This is a genomic window from Arthrobacter sp. 05L417, assembly GCF_056397865.1.
The window spans coordinates 171,195-189,518 of the sequence record NZ_JBFTOG010000001.1 but is presented as its reverse complement, the minus strand read 5'-3'; the positions used below and the strand labels follow the sequence as shown (position 1 = coordinate 189,518).

At 62.6% G+C, this 18,324-nt stretch carries 17 protein-coding genes; 9 read left to right on the top strand and 8 right to left on the bottom strand.

What is annotated here, in order from left to right:
* Nucleotides 1-12: 12 nt before the first annotated feature.
* Nucleotides 13-867: a polyphosphate kinase 2 family protein gene (locus tag AC1DJW_RS00845; protein ID WP_284751653.1), complete on the top strand. Its 855-nt coding sequence runs from the start codon at nt 13-15 to the stop codon at nt 865-867.
* Here AC1DJW_RS00845 and AC1DJW_RS00840 read toward each other — a convergent pair.
* Together AC1DJW_RS00840 and xseA are read right to left on the bottom strand one after the other, a co-directional pair.
* Nucleotides 864-1,121, bottom strand: coding sequence for an exodeoxyribonuclease VII small subunit (locus AC1DJW_RS00840; RefSeq protein WP_284751652.1), 258 nt, complete (start codon nt 1,119-1,121; stop codon nt 864-866). The two genes, AC1DJW_RS00845 and AC1DJW_RS00840, sit on opposite strands and share 4 nt — an antisense overlap.
* Nucleotides 1,122-1,124: 3 nt before the next feature.
* Nucleotides 1,125-2,447, bottom strand: coding sequence for an exodeoxyribonuclease VII large subunit (xseA, locus tag AC1DJW_RS00835; protein ID WP_390278954.1), 1,323 nt, complete (start codon nt 2,445-2,447; stop codon nt 1,125-1,127).
* Between the two features lie 318 nt (nt 2,448-2,765).
* Between xseA and AC1DJW_RS00830 the strand changes: the two genes are divergently transcribed.
* On the top strand, nt 2,766-3,644 hold the full coding sequence (locus AC1DJW_RS00830; protein WP_284751651.1) for a hypothetical protein: 879 nt from the start codon (nt 2,766-2,768) through the stop codon (nt 3,642-3,644).
* On the top strand, nt 3,641-4,726 hold the full coding sequence (locus tag AC1DJW_RS00825) for a 4-hydroxy-3-methylbut-2-enyl diphosphate reductase (protein WP_459342805.1): 1,086 nt from the start codon (nt 3,641-3,643) through the stop codon (nt 4,724-4,726). Before AC1DJW_RS00830 ends, AC1DJW_RS00825 begins: the two co-directional genes overlap by 4 nt.
* Before the next feature lie 54 nt (nt 4,727-4,780).
* Here the strand turns inward: AC1DJW_RS00825 and AC1DJW_RS00820 are convergent, their stop codons facing one another.
* Nucleotides 4,781-5,995, bottom strand: coding sequence for a DNA recombination protein RmuC (locus tag AC1DJW_RS00820; protein WP_476900505.1), 1,215 nt, complete (start codon nt 5,993-5,995; stop codon nt 4,781-4,783).
* Nucleotides 5,996-6,118: 123 nt separating this feature from the next.
* On the opposite strand from AC1DJW_RS00820, the gene ychF reads away from it, so the two are divergent.
* Nucleotides 6,119-7,204, top strand: a complete 1,086-nt coding sequence (gene ychF, locus AC1DJW_RS00815) for a redox-regulated ATPase YchF (protein ID WP_390278914.1) — start codon at nt 6,119-6,121, stop codon at nt 7,202-7,204.
* Here ychF and AC1DJW_RS00810 read toward each other — a convergent pair.
* From AC1DJW_RS00810 to AC1DJW_RS00800, 3 genes are read right to left on the bottom strand one after another with little or no spacing between them, the layout of a single operon-like run.
* Nucleotides 7,201-7,968, bottom strand: a complete 768-nt coding sequence (locus tag AC1DJW_RS00810) for an SCO1664 family protein (RefSeq protein WP_476900504.1) — start codon at nt 7,966-7,968, stop codon at nt 7,201-7,203. The two genes, ychF and AC1DJW_RS00810, sit on opposite strands and share 4 nt — an antisense overlap.
* On the bottom strand, nt 7,968-8,516 hold the full coding sequence (locus AC1DJW_RS00805; protein WP_390278918.1) for a DUF3090 domain-containing protein: 549 nt from the start codon (nt 8,514-8,516) through the stop codon (nt 7,968-7,970). Before AC1DJW_RS00805 ends, AC1DJW_RS00810 begins: the two co-directional genes overlap by 1 nt.
* Nucleotides 8,517-8,540: 24 nt before the next feature.
* Nucleotides 8,541-9,233 (bottom strand): histidine phosphatase family protein, encoded by a 693-nt coding sequence (locus tag AC1DJW_RS00800; protein WP_284751645.1) that lies wholly within the window; start codon nt 9,231-9,233, stop codon nt 8,541-8,543.
* Between the two features lie 381 nt (nt 9,234-9,614).
* Here AC1DJW_RS00800 and AC1DJW_RS00795 point away from each other — a divergent pair, with 381 nt between their 5' ends.
* Nucleotides 9,615-10,127, top strand: a complete 513-nt coding sequence (locus tag AC1DJW_RS00795) for a hypothetical protein (RefSeq protein WP_390278924.1) — start codon at nt 9,615-9,617, stop codon at nt 10,125-10,127.
* 13 nt (nt 10,128-10,140) lie between these two features.
* Here the strand turns inward: AC1DJW_RS00795 and AC1DJW_RS00790 are convergent, their stop codons facing one another.
* Complete coding sequence (locus tag AC1DJW_RS00790; protein WP_284751643.1) at nt 10,141-10,920, bottom strand: alpha/beta fold hydrolase; 780 nt, start codon at nt 10,918-10,920, stop codon at nt 10,141-10,143.
* Nucleotides 10,921-11,004: 84 nt separating this feature from the next.
* On the opposite strand from AC1DJW_RS00790, the gene AC1DJW_RS00785 reads away from it, so the two are divergent.
* The 4 genes from AC1DJW_RS00785 (at nt 11,005) to AC1DJW_RS00770 (ending at nt 17,643) form a co-directional block, all read left to right on the top strand.
* Nucleotides 11,005-12,771: a GNAT family N-acetyltransferase gene (locus AC1DJW_RS00785; RefSeq protein ID WP_476900503.1), complete on the top strand. Its 1,767-nt coding sequence runs from the start codon at nt 11,005-11,007 to the stop codon at nt 12,769-12,771.
* Between the two features lie 279 nt (nt 12,772-13,050).
* Nucleotides 13,051-14,826: an ABC transporter family substrate-binding protein gene (locus AC1DJW_RS00780; RefSeq protein ID WP_284751641.1), complete on the top strand. Its 1,776-nt coding sequence runs from the start codon at nt 13,051-13,053 to the stop codon at nt 14,824-14,826.
* 181 nt (nt 14,827-15,007) lie between these two features.
* The gene (locus AC1DJW_RS00775; RefSeq protein WP_459342800.1) at nt 15,008-16,549 is read left to right on the top strand and encodes an ABC transporter permease; all 1,542 of its coding nucleotides are present in this window, start codon (nt 15,008-15,010) and stop codon (nt 16,547-16,549) included.
* The gene (locus tag AC1DJW_RS00770) at nt 16,546-17,643 is read left to right on the top strand and encodes an ABC transporter permease (protein WP_390278930.1); all 1,098 of its coding nucleotides are present in this window, start codon (nt 16,546-16,548) and stop codon (nt 17,641-17,643) included. The genes AC1DJW_RS00775 and AC1DJW_RS00770 overlap by 4 nt, the downstream gene beginning before the upstream one ends.
* A gap of 21 nt (nt 17,644-17,664) precedes the next feature.
* On the opposite strand, the gene AC1DJW_RS00765 is transcribed toward AC1DJW_RS00770, so the two are convergent.
* Nucleotides 17,665-18,294: a PH domain-containing protein gene (locus AC1DJW_RS00765; RefSeq protein WP_390278932.1), complete on the bottom strand. Its 630-nt coding sequence runs from the start codon at nt 18,292-18,294 to the stop codon at nt 17,665-17,667.
* Between the last annotated feature and the right edge of the window lie 30 nt (nt 18,295-18,324).

The following is an 18,324-nucleotide window of genomic DNA, read 5'->3' as shown; positions in this document are numbered from 1 at the left end:
GGGGACGTCGAAATGGCCGCTGCAGTGCGTTTCAAGCACAGTCCGTCAAAGGAACTGAAAGCCCGGCCGGGCTTCTTGTTGTCCGAGGTGGACCCGGAATCGACGCCGGGCTACAAGGGGAAGAAGCCTGACGGCGTCGCCTTACTGGCCGCCCAGGACGAACGCTTGGACGAACTGCAGGAAATGCTCTTTGCCGAGGGAAAGTTTGGCTCCTCCAAACGGGTGCTGTTGATCCTCCAAGCAATGGATACTGCCGGCAAGGGCGGGATCGTGGAGCACGTCGTCGGATCCATGGATCCCCAAGGTGTCAAGGTTGCTCCGTTCAAGGCTCCCACCGACGAGGAGAAAGCCCACGATTTCCTCTGGCGGATCGAGAAGGCACTTCCCGCCGCCGGATTCGTCGGGGTTTTTGACCGTTCGCACTATGAGGACGTGCTCATTCACCGAGTGCACGGTTGGGCTGATGAGGCCGAACTGGAACGGCGCTACGCGGCCATCAACGGGTTCGAGGCACGCCTCGCCGAACAGGGCACGGCGATCGTCAAGGTGATGCTCAACATCAGCCGCGATGAACAGAAGGAACGCCTGCTGTCACGCTTGGACGACCCGTCCAAGCACTGGAAGTACAGCACGGGCGATCTCAAGGAACGCGCGTTTTGGGATTCCTACATGGAGGCCTATCAGCTCGTGTTCGAGAAAACGTCAACCGAGGTGGCGCCTTGGTATGTGGTTCCGGCGAACAAGAAGTGGTTTGCGAGGATCGCTGTCCAGGAGCTTCTTCTGGAGGCGCTCGAGAAACTGGATCTGGGCTGGCCTAAAGCCGACTTTGATGTGGCGGCGGAACGGGCCCTGGCGGTCCGATCCTAGCTGGCCGCCGGGTCATCCTCGCCGCTGTTCCGGGCCGCGGCCAGCCTCCTGCGGGCACCCTCCAGCCACTCTTCGCAGCGCTTCGCCAAGGCTTCGCCGCGTTCCCAGAGAGCGAGCGATTCTTCAAGGCTTGCTCCGCCGGCTTCAAGGCGGCCAACCACGGCCATGAGCTGCTCGCGGGCTTCCTCATAGCTGAGGGCGTCCAGGTTGTCGGCGGAAGCCTTGGCCGCAGGGGATGTGTTCTCTGCTGTCATTTCTCAGTCCTCATTGTGCTGGTGCTTACTGGGGTGCCCGGGAGCTCCGGAAGATACGGGAGCTCCGGAAGATACGGCCGCAAGGCGGCCTTCCGCCAGGCGGAGGGTCAGCTCCGTGCCGTCGGGGGCTTGATCCGGGTTCCGGACGACGTCATGGCCCACTCCGTCCGCCCCTGCGACCTGGACGACGGCGTACCCCCGGTCGAGCGTTTTTTGGGGGGACAATGCCCTCACCTGGGCGCGGAGGTGGTGCACCTGATCAAGTGCGCGTACAACTGCGGAGCTCACCGCGGTGTGGGCATGTTTCCGGAGCCGTTCGACGTCCTCTTCCCGTGCAATGACCATTCCCTCGGGGGACGCCAGCACGGGGCGCGATCTCAACGCATGGAGTCGATCCGTTTCGCGGTCCACGAGGCGTCCGACGCCGCGGCGTAGCTGCTCGCGGGCCTGACGTACCCTTGCCAGTTCCTCGGCGACGTCGGGGACGATCCTCTTCGCGGCGTCGGTGGGCGTGGATGCACGAAGGTCGGCGACATCGTCCAGGATAGGGTGGTCGGCCTCATGGCCAATTGCGCTGACTACCGGGGTGGCCGCTGCGGATACTGCCCGGACCAGTTCTTCGTTGCTGAACGGAAGCAGATCTTCCAGGGCTCCACCACCACGGGCGATCACGATCACATCCACGTGCGGATCGGCATCGAGTTCCTTGAGCGCAGCCAGGATCTGGCTGACTGCCGTGACACCCTGGACTGCAACTTCCCGGACGGCGAATTCGACGGCGGGCCAGCGAAGGGCCGCGTTGCGCAGGACGTCTTTCTTGGCGTCGGAATCGCGGCCGGTGATGAGCCCGATCCGGTGGGGGAGCAGGGGCAGCCGCTTCTTCCTCGAGTCTGAAAACAGCCCTTCAGCGCCAAGGGCCTGGCGCAAGCGCTCGATTCTGGCGAGGAGATCGCCGAGGCCGACGGGACGGATGTCCTTGATCGACATGTTGAGCCGGCCGGTCTTGAGCCAGAATTCGGGTTTCACCAAGGCCACGACGCGTGAGCCCCGCTCCAGCGGCATCTTCTGGCGGTCCAGGACGTTGGACCACAGTGACGCGGGCAAGGAGATTTCGGCGTCGGTGTCCCGCAGCGTCACGAAGGCGCTGCCCCCGCGACGGTTGAGTTCGATGACCTGGCCTTCGATCCACGCGGCCGGGGCCCGTTCTATATGGGTCTTGAGCTTGCGGGACAGAAGCTGCAGCGGCCAAGGATTGTCGGGACTTGTCTCCGACGCCGTCGCGGGCAGGGTTGACTCTGCCTTCGTGGACTCTTCTCCGGCGGACACTTCTTCCTGGTCTCCCGCGTTCGGGAGTCCGGAAATCGGCAACGCCCGTGGCGCGCCGCCGGGTACGGCATCATAGGACACGCGGGTAGCCTCCTGTTGGTGGCTGGTGCATGGTTCTGTCCTCGCTGGTACTTTGCTAGGGGGTGCCGGAAGCATCCCTGCTATAGGTGCTACTGAAACGTTGCTACCGAAAAGATTGTGCTACCGAAAAGCGGGCGGCAGGCTTCCAACTCTATCCATACCTTGTAGCATGCATGACCGACATTTACCCGTCGTTGCCCCGCCTGGAACTGCTGCACTCCAAACTTGAGGAATCCATTGCGCTCGTTCGTCTCTGCAATCGCAGTGATCTTTGCCCTTCTGCTCACAGGAATCGCCGTCCCGATGGCATGGACGGACGCCAACATCGTCCGGGAAGACGGGTTTGTGGCGCTCACCTCGTCGATCGGGAAGGACCAGGCGTTCCAGGCGCGCCTGGCCGCTACCGCCGTCGCGAGCCTTGAATCCAAAATCAACCTACCGGCGCCGGTGGAACAACTTGGCGCTTCCTTCCTCAAAGACGCGGCCGCCGCAATGACCACGTGGCCCGAATACCCGCAAGCGTGGAATGAAACCGTAGGCCGGAGCCACCAACTGAATTTCGCAGGCAACGGCAGCTCCGGGAACCCGACCGCGGGGACGTCCTTGGTGCTCGACGTCGGGCCCTTGGTCAAGATCGCGGCGGACCGGCTGCACGCGGCAACCGGCCTCCCCATTGCGACGCCGGACTCCACACTGATCAACATCGGCGGCCCTGCCCAGCGCCAGCAGGTAGACGCCATCGCCGCCTATGCGCCGATGTGGTGGATTGCCGGCCTCGGCGCCGTCCTGCTGTTTGCCCTGGGTCTGCTTTTCGCGAAGCGCAGGGGCGTGGTTCTCCTGTTCGCCGGACTGGGCCTGGCCGCAGTCGCGGCGTTGTGGCAAATGGCTACGACTGTGCTGAAGGGGGCAGGCGACGCGGGCCTGGGCGGAACCGGCACGGGCGGCCTCTTCGCGCGCGAGTTGCTGGCAGCCTCGGTCGACAATTTCACCGGCTGGATCACCAACGCCTGGATTGCTGCGGGAGTGCTTGCGCTTCTTGGCCTGTTCGTCGTGATCTTCTCGCGCAAAGCCGGGCCGAGCTTGCGGGCGAACGCTGCCGGTAGCATGGAGGGATGACCAGCTCAGCAGTTTCCATTCCGATGCCCTCTGTCCCGCGTAGGCGTCGGACGCCGGACGAGGTGCTGGCCGCCGCTCCGGTCTCCGGCCCCAAGCGCGTCTTGCTCGCGGCCCCCCGCGGATATTGCGCCGGCGTCGATCGCGCAGTCATCGCGGTGGAGAAGGCACTGGAACACTATGGGCCGCCGGTTTACGTTCGTAAGCAGATCGTGCATAACGTGCACGTGGTCACCTCGCTGGAGGAAAAGGGTGCCATCTTCGTCGAAGAGACGGACGAGGTACCCGAAGGCGCCCTCGTGATCTTCTCGGCCCATGGCGTGTCCCCGGCCGTCGTGCAATCGGCCGAAGACCGCGGTCTGCGCACCATCGATGCCACCTGCCCGCTCGTCACGAAGGTGCACCGCGAAGCCGTCCGCTTCGCCAAGGAAGACTACGACATTCTCCTTATCGGCCACGACGGTCACGAGGAAGTGGAAGGAACGGCCGGCGAAGCCCCGGATCACATCCAGATCATCAATGGTCCGCACGAAGTGGACAAGGTCACTGTGCGCAACCCGGAGAAAACCATCTGGCTTTCGCAAACCACCCTGAGCGTCGACGAGACCATGGAAACCGTCCGGATGCTCAAGGAGCGGTTTCCCACGTTGCAGGATCCGCCCAGCGACGACATTTGCTACGCCACCACCAACCGCCAAGTGGCCATCAAAAAGATTGCCCCGCAGGCCGACCTGGTGATCGTGGTGGGATCTGCGAATTCCTCCAACTCCGTGCGGCTCGTCGAAGTGGCGCTTGAATATGGTGCCAAGGCCTCCTACCGGGTCGATTTCGCGAATGAGGTGGACGAGGGCTGGTTCGAAGGCGTCGCCACCGTGGGCGTCACCTCCGGCGCTTCCGTTCCTGAGGTCCTTGTCCAGGACGTTCTCCGTTTGCTGGCCGACTACGGTTACGGTGCGGTTGAAGAGGTGGTGACGGCGGAGGAAGACCTCCTGTTCTCCCTGCCGAAGGAACTGCGCGCCACCCTCAAAGAGGCCGGAGATGTCACACGGGCCTTGGGCGGACGCGGGAACCGGCCAACGTCGTAGTCCGGTCCGGGCCCGGCACCCTGCGCCCGGCCCGGACCCCCTACTAGGCCGGTCCTAGGCCGCGGATTCGCCTTCGATCAGTTCGGGTGCGGCAAGCGCCCGCGGCACTGCGTCCACTGCGGACGGTGACACCAGACCGTCGGTGTCCATGGAATTGAGTTTCCGTGCCGTCGGTAAGACGCGTGCTTCCAGGGTTCCGACGAGTGCGTTGTAGCGATCCACCGAGGTCTTCAACGATGAACCCAGCTTGCCCACGTTGTCGCCGAGAGTGCCCATCCGTTCGTACAGCTGCCGGGCGAGCTCGAAGAGTTCCCGGGCGTTGTCCGTCAGGACGTCCTGGCGCCAGGTGAAGGCGACGGACTTAAGAACTGCCAGCAAGGTGCCGGGGGACGCGAGCACTACGTTCCGGGACAAGGCGTGGTCCAAGAGGGCGGGGTCCGCTTCGAGTGCGGCGGCCAGGATGGATTCCGCGGGCAGGAAGCAGATCACCAGTTCGGGCGAGTTGCCGGGGATGTCCCAGTACTTCTTGGACCCCAGGGCATCCACGTGGGACTTGAGGGCCTTCGCGTGCGCGAGGAGCAAAGCATCCGCGCCATTTCCCACAGACTGAAGGCCGTCGACCCTCTGGGTAGAGTTGCCCTGTTCCTGGGCGGCGAGGTAGGACGCCAACGGAACTTTTGCGTCCACCACTAGCTGCTTTCCACCCGGCAACTGGACCACGAGATCCGGCCGGACGGCGTTGTCGGCGGAAGCGGAATGTACCTGTTCGTGAAAATCGACGTGACGCAGCATTCCGGCCGCTTCCACTACCCGGCGGAGCTGGACTTCACCCCACTGGCCCCTGGCGCTGTTGGACCGGAGGGCGGAAGCCAGGGCATGCGTGGAGCGCAGGAGTTGTTCATCGGACAGCCGGGCTTCCTGGAGCTGCTGGGCGAGCTGGCCGTACTGCTCCAAGCGATCCCGTTCCAGAAGCGATACTTGTTGCTGGACGGCAGTCAGCTTCTCGGCAACAGGGGCGAGAGCCCGCAAGACGCTGCCATCCTGGTTCCTGGACTCGTTCAGTTCACGGTTCTGCGACAACAGAAGCCGCCGTTCGGCGTCGGCGGCGGCAAACTGGGCGTTCACCGCGGCAAGCCGGGCCGAGACGCCGTCGAAATCTTCTTCGAGCGCGGCATTGCGGCGCCGAAACAGGAAGAAGCCAGCCACCACGCCGGCGGCCGCTCCCAGAAGAAGCATGAACAAAGCGAGTATTACTGCAAAACCATCCATGTCTCCAACCTTGGCATAGGGGTCGGACAATTTAGCGAAGCCGGGTCACGGCACCCGGGCGTGGGGTCCAGGGTTCCACCCGCGAAAGCGGGGAAGGGCACTCAACGGGTAGAATCAATGCTCGTGGCTCTTACTATTGGCATCGTCGGACTGCCCAACGTCGGCAAATCAACTCTTTTCAACGCACTGACCCGCAACCAGGTGCTGGCCGCGAACTACCCGTTCGCCACCATCGAGCCAAACGTCGGCGTCGTCAACCTCCCGGACCCGCGCCTGCAGAAGTTGGCGGAGGTCTTCGGATCGCAGCGCCTCCTGCCCGCCGTCGTCTCGTTCGTTGACATCGCAGGCATCGTCAAGGGCGCCTCCGAAGGCGAAGGCCTGGGCAACAAGTTCCTGGCGAACATCCGCGAGGCAGAAGCCATCGCCCAGGTCATCCGTGTCTTCGACGACCCCGACGTTGTCCACGTCGACGGCAAAGTCGATCCGCGCTCGGACATTGAGACGATCAACACCGAACTGATCCTGGCCGATCTCCAGACGATCGAAAAGGCCATTCCCCGGATCGAAAAAGAAGTCAAGATCAAGAAGCGGGAAGCCGCGGAACTCGCAGCAATCCTGGCTGCCCAGGCCGTCTTGGAGCGTGGTGACACCATCTTCTCCTCGGTCAAGAGCGACAAGCTCGAGATGGAGCACCTCAAGGAGCTCAGCCTCCTCACGGCCAAGCCCTTCATCTACGTCTTCAATGCCGACGAAGGAATCCTGGGCAGCCCGGAAAAGCAAGAGGAACTGCGCGCCATGGTGGCACCGGCAGACTGCATTTTCCTTGACGCCAAGCTGGAATCCGATCTCGTCGAACTCGACGAGGAAGAAGCCCGCGAGATGCTCGAGATGAACGGCCAGGACGAATCCGGCCTCGACCAGCTGGCACGCGTCGGTTTCCATACGCTCGGACTGCAGACCTACCTCACGGCCGGTCCCAAGGAAGCCCGCGCCTGGACCATCCACCAGGGCGACACCGCGCCGCAGGCCGCAGGGGTCATCCACACGGATTTCCAGCGCGGATTCATCAAGGCCGAAGTTGTCTCATTCGATGACCTCATCGCCGCCGGATCCATGGCCGAGGCCAAGTCCCGCGGCAAGGTCCGTATTGAAGGCAAGGAATACGTCATGGCCGACGGCGACGTGGTGGAGTTCCGCTTCAACGTCTAGAACAGCGGCCAGGGCACCGCCGACATCTCGCCGCTCGGAGCCGGAAACCGCCCTGCCGAACGCAACCGGGCGCAGCGCGCGGCGAGCGATGCGATTTCTTCGGCGCTGAGCAATTCCGCCAGGTGTCGGCCCAGCCCACCGTGCAGTCCTTCGCTGACACGATCGATGCCCTCGCGTTCCTCGGCGGTCAGAGGGTCTCCCAGCCATCCCCACAGCACCGTGCGCAGCTTGTGGTCACGGTGAAAGGTGAGCCCATGGTCCACGCCGTGCCGGTGTCCGTCCGGCATGGCAAGAATGTGTCCGCCCTTGCGGTCGGCGTTGTTGACGACTGTGTCGAACACCGCAATGCGCCTGAGCGCTGGCGAGTCTTCGTGAACGAGGGTGACCATGCGTCCGTTCTCATCCCGTCCCTCGAGAACGTGCTTCCAGCCCGTCTCCGGCACGTGGCCTGTCGCGACCAGGTTCACGGCGTTTTGGGCGGGGTCTTGGTCCTGCCAGAGCTGCACCATTCCTTCGCCCATCGGACCATCGCGCAGCCAAGTGTGCGGCACGATGTCCCAGCCGAATGCCTGCGAGACCAGGTACGCGGCCACCTCCCGGTGGGCCAGGGTGCCGTGGGGAAAGTCCCACAGCGGAGTTTCGCCGGCTATCGGCTTGTAGACGACCACCACGTCGCCGATGCTGCCCAGAAATGTAGCGTTTGAAGCCGTCGTGATGCGGCCGGTGAGCGTCAGCTCGGCGGTCCCGAGCTCCGGCGTCGGCATCAGACCTCGGGAAGGGTGCAGATGTGCCCGTCGGCGTCGATGGGGTACCCGCAGAGCGGGCACGTCGGACGCCCGGCGCCCACGATCTCTCGGGTGCGCTTGGCGAAGGCCCGGGCCGTGCCGACCGGCATGCGGACCAGCAGCATTTCGGTCTCGTTAGCGCCGTCCTCATCGTTGGCATCGGCATCGGCATCGGCCTCGGTGATGGCGTAGGCCTCTAGTACCACCTGGGCCGTGGTTGGGTCCCAACCTAGGCTCATGGCGCCGGTGCGGAACTGCTCCTGAACGGCCTCGAGCTGGTCATTGTCGACAAGTTCAATGGGAGTACCCGTGGGAACGCTGAACGGGTTGCCCTCCACGGTGATGAGCTGGTCGAGAATTTCGTCGATCTTCTCCGCGAGCAGAGCCGACTGCTCTTTCTCCAGGGCAACACTCACGATCTGCGTCCCTGCGCGCACCTGCAGGTAGAACGTGCGCGCCCCCGGAAGGCCAATGGTGCCGACGACGACCCGATCAGGCCAGGCAAACTCGTGAACACGTGTAGGCATGTCAGTATTCTAGGCACATGAGGTTCATGGCGCCTTTTGCCCTGCACCGCCGCCCACCGGCGCATCGCCAGAGTGGATGCCGTTCGTCAGCCACGACAGATCACCCGCGTCGGTGTTGGTCGCATAGACGCTCGGCCGACTACCGCCGTAGCGCACGATCGATACGGAACCGGGGCCCACGGTAATACGCTGGAACAGGTCAAGGTGCATGCCGAAAGCGTCGGCGAGGATTGACTTGATGATGTCCCCGTGGCTCACCGCCACCCACACGGCTCCTGGCCCGTACTCGGCTTCGAAGGCTGCATCGTGGCGTCGAATCGCGGCCACCGACCTAGCCTGCATCGCGGCCATGGATTCACCTCCGGGAAAGACGACGGCGGACGGTTGGGACTGCACAACCGGCCACAGATCCTCGGTCGCGAGGTCACTGAGCGTGCGGCCCTGCCACTGGCCGTAATCGCACTCGGTGAGATCGAGATCGACCGGCGCGTATGGCGTGCCAGCCTGGCGATCGAGGATGAGCTGGGCGGTCTGCTGACACCGCTCAAGCGGGCTCGACACCACCGCGACCAAGGGCACCGCCGCGAGCCGGTCTCCAGTCAGAGCCGCCTGGTCGCGCCCGACTTGGTCCAGGCTGATGCCGACCGCCCGCCCGGCCAGCAGCCCCGTGGCATTGGCTGTGGTGCGGCCGTGCCGCACGAGAATAACTGTCGCCATCCACCCAGCCTAACCACCCGCTCGCTGCGGTGGAGCCGATATTTACGCCGTCCTATCCGGCACGGGGTAGACCAGGGCAACTTCGCCGGCCGGACGCCTGCTGCCCACGGCGAGCACGGCGTGTACATCCTGGTCAGGTGCCCGACACGGCACTACGTTGGAACGTCGGCTCAGTTCTGGCTCAACCTGCAGACGCATTACGATCTCGACGTTGCCGAAGATCGTGCGGCTGGGCAGATCGCTGCCTTCACGCCTCTCAAGGTCGCGTGAACAAATCGGTGCGGCTGGTCATCGACATGCCGGTACAGTTCATCTCGCGAGTTATCCACATAGCGCAACTCAGCCGTCCTGCGCAGCTTGCGCTTTGGCAATACTTGGTGGATGGGAATCAGATATTACGCATATGCATTCGACGGCGACCTCACTGAACAGGTGCTTTCCGACCCGATGACCTTCGTGTCGGTCGATCCGCTTGCTGATGCTTGGGGCCTTGACCCTGGTGTCGGGATCAGTGGTACCACCTTCGAACAATTGATATCGGAGCGCGACATGCTCTATCTGGACAAGGCATGGCGGCATCTGCAGGTTCTCACGGCCCCATTGGGGGAGGCCATGGCGGCGCGACCCGCTTTTCGTATGTTTGAAGGCAACGTGACCATGCATGGCGAAGGTTGGGATCCGTGGGTAAGGGCCTTGACTCCGTCCGAGGTTTTGGCGATTGCTCAGGACTTGGACGATATCTCTGATGCGGAGGTGAGGCTGCGGTTGCCGGATTCGCCATGTGTGGATCGGGACCTTGACGTCGAGTATGCCGTTGGCTATCTTCGACGGGCTCGGGTCTTCGCCACCAATCTCGCCGACGAGGGGCGCGGCATGGTCTACCTGATCGGGTAACGATCATCCTGTCTTAACCCCAACCGGCGACATCCTGGCTCAGGATATTAGGCCAGGTTTCGACGTCGTCCGGGGTGCGGGCTACTGTCAGCGTTGCTTGCGGGAGCAGCGCGGCAAGGGTTTCCGCGGTTGACAGCGGGTGGCCCGGATCATCGACCCACGCCAGGATCGTCGTCGGTACGTCGATTCGCGCGAGGGCCTCAGGAGCAGGCAGATCGCTGAGTGCCGCGCCTCGAAACAATGACGGCAAGAGGGAGTCGGCGACGTCGGGCACCGTCTCCGGCGCACCAATTGTGGCCGGCGGCGCCGTTGCCCCGCGCGTGGTGGCGAGGAACGCCTCGACACCAACAGACTCGATAAGCGCCGCGGCTACCCGGTAGTTTGCAGCCTGTGCAGCTCGGGTTTCCCACGCGGTGGGTGGCACCATAAGCGTGAGCCCGGTAAAGCGGCCTGGCTCGCGGGAAGCGGCGTGCAAGAGTGTGCCGGTACCCATGGAGGGACCAACTCCGTGGACACGTTCGCCTGGGAACCAGTGATCGAGCAGTCGCAGGAGGTCGTCTGCGAGGTTTTGCCATTGATATTCCTCGGGGACCTTCCGACCCGTCGACCGGCCATGGCCGCGTGCGTCGTACCGCAGCAGTCGAGTTCCACTAAGCCCTCGGCCGAGGTCGAGGTTGAGCACCCGATCGCGTGCGCGGCTTGAGGTAAGTCCATGCAGTTGGACAATCGGGTGTCCACCTTCATCGCTCAAAGCAACCGCAAGCTCGGCTCCGGGAACCTCGAAAGTGGGCATCAGGCTCCTCGTTTCGTGACTGGCCGCGTCACCTCTTGCGGCCGCGTTGAACATTCAGGCTATCTGGGGCGATAGGATACTGCCATGCGCCTGACCAACGTCACGCACCTGCGCCTACCATTCGGACGACTTTGGGGCTATGACGTCAGTGTGTCTGCGCTCGGCCGACGCCTTCCAGTGTCCTTTGACCAGCGGCTCCATGTAGGGGCAGGCGACCGCCCCGGCTCCTGGATGGCATTGTCTTTTCGGCTGCCTACACCAACTCATCGTGAGTCAATTGCCGATGCCTGGCTGGCTGTCGTCGCCCGTCATGGCACACTGCGAACGGCATTCGTGCCCGGCGCGGATGGTGATCCGGAGCTTCACGAAATTGATATTGCTCCGGGAACCTGGGTGGAGCATCAGGTACCTTCTGGCCAGGCCGTCAATGACGCGGTGCGGGACATTCTCGATGCCGCATGTTCGCCATACCAACGTCCCTCACACCGGCTGTGCGTACTGGAGACCGCTGCCGGACTCACGGTCGTGATTGCGGCCGACCACGCCCACGTCGATATGTGGTCGATGCTGGTGATCGCGCGCGACCTGCTGTCGGCGCTCGACGCCGGGAGGGCGGGCCGTGAACCGTTGCCCGGGCCGGCGCCGGCATTTGTTGAACACACGCAAGCACTGCTGGATCGGAATGCGGCGCCGGATCACGTGCGTCACCGATGGGAAGAAATCATCGGGGACAGCGGCGGCGTCATGCCGCAATTCCCCCTGCCCCTGGGTGCGCCCAATCCGCAGCGCGAGCGTGTGGAAGTTCGCGATGTGTTCGATCTCGACGACGGTGCCGCATTTGCTGCGCAAGCCCGCAATGACGGTGTCTCGACGCTCGCACTCGCAGTTGTTGCGATGACAGCGGTAACCCGCGAGTTGGCAGGGACCCCATTGCGAGCCGTCTTTCCCGTGCACAGCCGCTTCGACGACAAATGGCATGACTCAGTCGGCTGGTTCATAACCAATTCGGTACTTGAGTCGTCGGCCGCCGAGCCACTCGCTGCGGCGGCCGCCGTGAAAGAGGCTGTGCAGCTTGGCTCGTGGCCGCTCGCAGACGTGCTGGCTCCATGGGGCGGCATGCCCGTAGCTCCTGGGATGTTCGCGATCTCCTGGCTGGACCTGCGCAGGCTGCCGGTGCGAATCGACTCTGTCGGACTCGACGCCCAGTATGTGAGCGCGACAATCGACACGGACGGCGTCATGCTTTGGTTCATCCTGGACGAGTCCGGTCTGCACTTGAGATGCCGCTATCCCGACACCGTTGAGGCTCGAGCCAACGTCGGCGGATGGCTTGATCTGCTGGTCGCCCGGCTGCAGGCAGATGCGCGATCCTCGGTTCGAGGACTGCTGCGGGTGGCGGGCCGCACCTTCAGGCTGGAACGGGCGAGTCGCGATGATGTCGAGGCCATCGCCGCGCTGCTGTCTGATGATCAGTTCGGTCCCGATCGTGAGTGCGTCGAGCTCGAACGGTACGAGGCGGCCTACAACCTGGTTGTTCGAGACAGTTCCAACTATCTGGGGGTTGTCCGCAATGATGCCGATCGCATCGTTGCCACGATGCAATTGACCGTCATTCCAGGACTTTCCCGGGGTGGTTCTTCCCGACTTCAGATCGAGGGACTGCGGGTTGCTGCCGCGGAACGTTCACAGGGCCTGGGCACCGCGATGCTTGAGTGGGCACACAATTTCGGGCGTGCGCGTGGGGCGCAACTGGCGCAGGTGACCACCGACGAAGCACGGGAACGGGCCCGCGCCTTCTACACGCGGCTCGGATACCGGACTGCCCACGTAGGGCTGAAGCGGAGCATATAGGCATCTTCAGTGATGGAGAAATAACCGAGATAAGCCCCCGGTTCGCCTTGAATCGGGGCTTATGTCATGTTGGCGTGGATTACGGAACCACTAGGACGTCCTTCAATGATTGCATCTCGATAACAAACTTTACCGGCGGGAAACTTTAGACCCAAACATCCGTTCCGGGCGCTAGGCTACTGCTCATGTGAGACCAGCCACAAGCCTGCTGAGGGGGTTGTGGCAGTCTGCCGGAGTCAACAGCGCCGGCTTTTTCCACTCAAAAAAATAGGAGGCGGAATGCGTTTCGGACGTACTTCCAAAGCAGTGGGCATTGCGGCAATCGCCGCGATCGCACTGAGCGCCTGTGCCGGCAATTCCGGTGGCAATACCCCATCCACCGGAGCAGCCAAGACGGGTGGCACGGCCACTGTGGTCGAGGTCAACGCTTTCAACACGTTCAACCCCAACACAGCCGACGGCAATACTGACATCAACTCCAAGGTCAGCTACGCGACGCACTCGGGCTTCTACTACATCGACAACAAGCTGAACGTCGTCCACAACGACAAGTTCGGCAAGATGGAAAAGGTCTCGGACAATCCGCTGACCGTCAAGTACACCATCAACAGCGGCGTGAAATGGTCCGATGGCACGCCCGTTACGGCCGCGGACCTCCTCCTGCAGTGGGCGGCCTTCTCCGGTTACTACGACGACGCGGATCCCAAGGCCAAGACCGGTACGTCCTACTTCTCCTACGCTGGTGACAACACCGGCCTCAGCCTGACGGACTTCCCGGAGATCGGCGACAACAACCAGTCCCTGACGCTCAAGTACTCCAAGCCGTTCGCTGACTGGGAGATCGTGCTTGGTGGTCCCGGCATTGACGTTCCTGCCCACGTCCTTGCGCAGAAGGCCGGCCTGAAGGACACCCAGGCCTTGATTGACTTCTTCAAGAGCAAGCCGCGCGGAAATACCAAGGCACCGCTGCCTACGGACCCGAAGCTGAAGGCAATGTCGGACATGTGGAACACGGGCTTCGACACGAAGACGCTTCCCGCAGACCCCACCCTGTTCCTCTCTAACGGTCCTTACATCGTGAAGAGCATGAACCAGGACCAGTCCCTCACCATGGTCCGCAACAAGGACTACAACTGGGGACCGACTCCAAACCTTGACGAAATCACCGTCCGATACATCGGTTCGGCACCGGCACAGGTCCAGGCCCTCAAGAACGGCGAAGCGGACATCATTGCCCCGCAGGCTTCCGCCGACACCCTTGAACAGCTCAAGGCACTCACCAGCCAGGGCGTCACCGTTGACCAGGGCAACCAGCTGGCCTTCGATCACTTGGACCTGAACTTCTCGGGCCCGCTGGCTGACCAAAACGTGCGCACGGCATTCATGAAGACCGTGCCCCGCAAGGACATCGTCAGCAAGATCATCGGCAAGCTTGACCCGAACGCGAAGCCGCTGGACTCGCAGATCTTCGTTCCCCAGCAGGCTGCCTACGCTGATTCCGCCAAGAACAATGGCTCCTCGGCCTACCAGGACGTGGACATCGATGGAGCCAAGAAGCTCCTCAACGGCGCTACACCGGAAATCCGCATCATGTACAACAAGGACAACCCGAACCGTGTTGACGCTTTCTCGCTGATCCGCGAATCCGCCACCAAGGCGGGCTTCAAGATCGTCGACGGCGGCCTCGGTGCCTCCGACTGGGGCAAGGCGCTCGGAAAAGGCGGCTACGATGCCACGATCTTTGGTTGGATCAACCCGGGCGTCGGAGTCTCCGGCGTTCCGCAGATCTTCAAGACCGCTGGTGGCAACAACTTCAACCAGTTCAGCAACACCGATGCTGACAAGTTGATGGAAGAGCTCGTAGTCACTACGGACCGCAGCAAGCAGGACGACCTTGAGAAGCAGATCGACAAGAAGATCTGGGACAGCGCTTATGGTGTTCCGCTCTTCCAGTCGGTGAACGTGGACGCTTACAGCGACCGCATCACGGGCGTGAAGCTCATGCCGAACCAGACTGGCGTTTGGTGGAACTTCTGGGAGTGGGCTCAGAAGTAGGTCCCAACTCAGCGAGCAACACCGCTAGCCGGGGCGCCGGGACCGAAGATTCATGGTCCCGGCGCCTTCGGGTTGGTACACCAGCTAAACTGTCTGCTTCCCACCGACCTCAAGCAGGGAAGGGACACGATCCTGCGATAGGCACTGGCGATCCCGGGCCTGGATTTCGAGGTTTCACACCATGTTGACCTATATCGTCCGTCGGCTCGTCACGGCGGCACTCATTCTTCTTGGAGCATCATTCCTGGTGTATCTCCTGACAGCGTTGTCAGGGGATCCCTTGGCAGAGTTCCGAGCCAGCAGCGCACCGAACCGGCAAGCGCTCATGGACTCACGAACCAATTTGCTCGACCTCAACACACCTGCCCCGCTGCGCTACTTCAAGTGGCTCGGCGGCGCCGCCCAGTGTCTCGTGCCTTTCGGGAACGCCTGCAACCTCGGTAAGAACATCGCGGGACAGCCGATTACGGAGGCACTCGGCTTCGCGCTGGTTCAAACTTTGACTCTCGTCACCGGCGCAACAGTCCTTGCCATTCTCATTGGCATTTCCCTAGGCGTGGTCACTGCCCTCCGTCAGTACAGCGCCTTGGACTATGGCGTGACGTTCATGGCCTTCCTGTTCTTCTCCCTGCCGATCTTCTGGGTTGCCGTGCTCCTCAAGGAATTCGGCGCCATCGGCTTCAATGACTTCCTTCGAAATCCGGAAATACCACCGGCCGTGGCCTTGGGGATTGGTGCCGTTCTTGGCGTCATCGCCGCTGTGGTCGTCGGGGGAGCGGCCAAGCGCCGCCTGATCGTCGGTGGATCGGTATTTGCGGTTGTCTCCCTCATCCTCTTCTACTTCTCCTTGACGCAGTGGTTCCGCAACCCTGGTTTGGGCCCCGTCATCATCGCCATTCTTGGTGCGGGAATCGCCGTCGGAATCACCATTCTGGTTTCCGGGCTTAAGAACCGGAAAGCGCTGCAATCGAGCTTGATCGTGGTCGGCATCGGCGTCATCGCGTACTTTGCAGTGCAACCGCTGCTCAATGAGGCTACCGGGCTGATGATTTTCCTTCTTGCCATCGCCACTATCCTTGTTGGCATGGCCGTCGGGTACTTCATGGGCGGCTACGACCGCGGACAGTCAATGCGTGCAGCCGCCATCACCGCCTTCCTGGTCGGGGCACTCGTGATCGTGGACCGTTTCATGCAAGCGTGGCCGTCCTACTTCAACAACAGCAGGGTGCGTGGACGTCCGATCGCGACCATCGGGGCCGGAACCCCGAACATCCAGGGCGATTTCTGGATCCTGTCAACGGACACCCTCACCCACCTGGTCCTGCCGACGGTCGCCTTGATCCTGGTGTCCCTGGCCAGCTACACGCGATTCACGCGTTCGTCGATGCTGGAAATCATGAACATGGACTTCATCCGGACGGCGCGGGCAAAGGGCTTGAGTGAGCGTTCGGTGGTCATGGGTCACGCCTTCCGTAATGCGCTGATCCCGATCGCGACGATTGTTGCTTTCGACATCGGAGCCCTCATCGGCGGTGCCGTCATCACGGAGACAGTTTTCTCTGTCCGCGGCATGGGCTTCTTGTTCATCGACGGGCTTCTGCACATTGACCCGAACCCGGTCATGGGTGTCTTCCTGTGTGTGGCCGTTACGGCCATGGTCTTCAACCTGATAGCGGACCTCGCTTACTCCGCACTCGACCCACGTGTAAGGATCAAAGCATGAGCCAGCCAACACAAGAGGAAGAACTCCTCGCGCAACAGGCGCTCGCTGAAGCTGCAGCCACCCAAACAGGCAGCGAAATCACCAGCGGCCTGAGCCAAGGCCAGATCGTCCGCAAGAGGTTTTTCGGCCACACCGGCGCCCTGATCGGTTTGGCAGTCTTCGTGGTGATCTTCCTGCTCGCCTTTACCGCGGTGGGTGCCTTTGGCCTACCGGGATGGTGGAAGTACAACTATTTGGACGTTTCGCCGCTCGTCAACGACGGCGCTCCGACGTCATCATTATGGCCGTTTGCCTGGGGCGAGCATCCGTTCGGCCAGGACCGGATTGGACGCGACCTGTTCGCCATGACCATGCGTGGCGCACAACAGTCCATCACGGTCATGCTACTGATCGGCGGCATTGCGGGTGCGATCGGCGCGATCATCGGGGGACTTGCAGGCTATTTCCGCGGCTGGGTCGAAGCCATCCTCATGCGCCTCACCGACGTCATCATCATCATTCCGCTGCTGCTCCTCGCAGCCGTCGTCGGTCAGATTGCCAGCCGAAGGGATGAAGGAAGCTGGATCGCCGGCTTCGCGTCCAGCAACAGCGTCGTCATCCTGGGTATTTTCCTCGGACTCGTCAGCTGGGTGGGCCTGGCCCGGCTTGTCCGCGGTGAGTTCTTGACCCTGCGGGAGCGGGAATTCGTAGATGCCGCCCGGATCTCCGGAGCCTCCAACGCCAGGATCATCTTCAAGCACATTCTCCCGAATGCAGTTGGCGTGCTGATCGTCAACGTCACCTTGACGATGTCCGCTGCGATCCTGCTTGAGACGGCCCTCAGCTACCTCGGCCTGGGTGTACATTCACCGGACACCTCGCTGGGCCTGTTGATTTCGCAGAACCAGGAGGCCTTCGCCACGCGGCCATGGCTGTTCTGGTACCCCGGCCTCTTCATCATCCTGATCTGCCTCAGCATCAACTTCATTGGAGACGGCCTGCGGGACGCCTTCGATCCGCGGCAGAAGAAATTCAAAGCCAAGAGCGCCGTCGAAACAACGCGCCATTCAAGCACGACGACGGCGCCGCTCGCCGATACTGCGCAGGGCAGCTGAGTGGGACCCACCTTGGGGGACCTATTGCAGGAAGACCGCCCAGTAGCTGGCCGCCACGAGAGCTACCGTGGCGGCCACGCGGAACCAAGCAACGCTCACGGTCACCAAAGTGTCCTCTGCCCGGCCAGGTTCGACACGGCCGGATTCCACGAGGCTCTGCCAGCGACTCCTGACCAAGACAGCCGCGATACCGGAATCCGTGTTCCTCAGGTCTCCGGGACGGACAGAGCTGCCCGGACCGTACGTAGTGCCGGGGAGGCCTTTCAGGTGCTCGGGGCGGGCATTGCGCCCGCCCCAGATACCGGGGGCGGGCGCAGCCCACGCCGGATACTTCTTGCGCGGCGTCATGAGGGTGAGGGCATACCGGGTATCCACCTGTACCAGGGCGTCCCACGGGACTTCGATGGTCCGGTAGGGATTTTCCAGCGTGACTCCGGAGTCCCGGACCTCCACCGCCGGGCGCCAAAAGAGCAACCAGCCCAGGAAAGCAATCAAGAGCAGGGGAGTGGTGCCCAAAAGCGCACCGGGTCCGGCCACCACAAGGGTCACGACTATCCCGAAGGCCGCGACTGCCCAGCAAATCCAGGCGAACAGCCTGCTGGTGCGGGCCTTGAAGATTTCGACATTTCCGGCATGCGGCTCTTGGCTCATGCCCCTAATAATTCAGGATTCCGGGCTACT

Coding starts and splice junctions, on each gene's coding strand:
- AC1DJW_RS00780 (WP_284751641.1), top strand. CDS start 13,051: ATGCGTTTCGGACGTACTTCCAAAGCAGTGGGCATTGCGGCAATCGCC.
- AC1DJW_RS00840 (WP_284751652.1), bottom strand. CDS start 1,121: ATGACAGCAGAGAACACATCCCCTGCGGCCAAGGCTTCCGCCGACAAC.
- AC1DJW_RS00810 (WP_476900504.1), bottom strand. CDS start 7,968: ATGCCGACGCCGGAGCTCGGGACCGCCGAGCTGACGCTCACCGGCCGC.
- AC1DJW_RS00795 (WP_390278924.1), top strand. CDS start 9,615: ATGGGAATCAGATATTACGCATATGCATTCGACGGCGACCTCACTGAA.
- AC1DJW_RS00765 (WP_390278932.1), bottom strand. CDS start 18,294: ATGAGCCAAGAGCCGCATGCCGGAAATGTCGAAATCTTCAAGGCCCGC.
- AC1DJW_RS00825 (WP_459342805.1), top strand. CDS start 3,641: ATGACCAGCTCAGCAGTTTCCATTCCGATGCCCTCTGTCCCGCGTAGG.
- AC1DJW_RS00775 (WP_459342800.1), top strand. CDS start 15,008: ATGTTGACCTATATCGTCCGTCGGCTCGTCACGGCGGCACTCATTCTT.
- AC1DJW_RS00820 (WP_476900505.1), bottom strand. CDS start 5,995: ATGGATGGTTTTGCAGTAATACTCGCTTTGTTCATGCTTCTTCTGGGA.
- AC1DJW_RS00805 (WP_390278918.1), bottom strand. CDS start 8,516: ATGCCTACACGTGTTCACGAGTTTGCCTGGCCTGATCGGGTCGTCGTC.
- AC1DJW_RS00845 (WP_284751653.1), top strand. CDS start 13: ATGGCCGCTGCAGTGCGTTTCAAGCACAGTCCGTCAAAGGAACTGAAA.
- AC1DJW_RS00770 (WP_390278930.1), top strand. CDS start 16,546: ATGAGCCAGCCAACACAAGAGGAAGAACTCCTCGCGCAACAGGCGCTC.
- AC1DJW_RS00785 (WP_476900503.1), top strand. CDS start 11,005: ATGCGCCTGACCAACGTCACGCACCTGCGCCTACCATTCGGACGACTT.
- AC1DJW_RS00800 (WP_284751645.1), bottom strand. CDS start 9,233: ATGGCGACAGTTATTCTCGTGCGGCACGGCCGCACCACAGCCAATGCC.
- AC1DJW_RS00790 (WP_284751643.1), bottom strand. CDS start 10,920: ATGCCCACTTTCGAGGTTCCCGGAGCCGAGCTTGCGGTTGCTTTGAGC.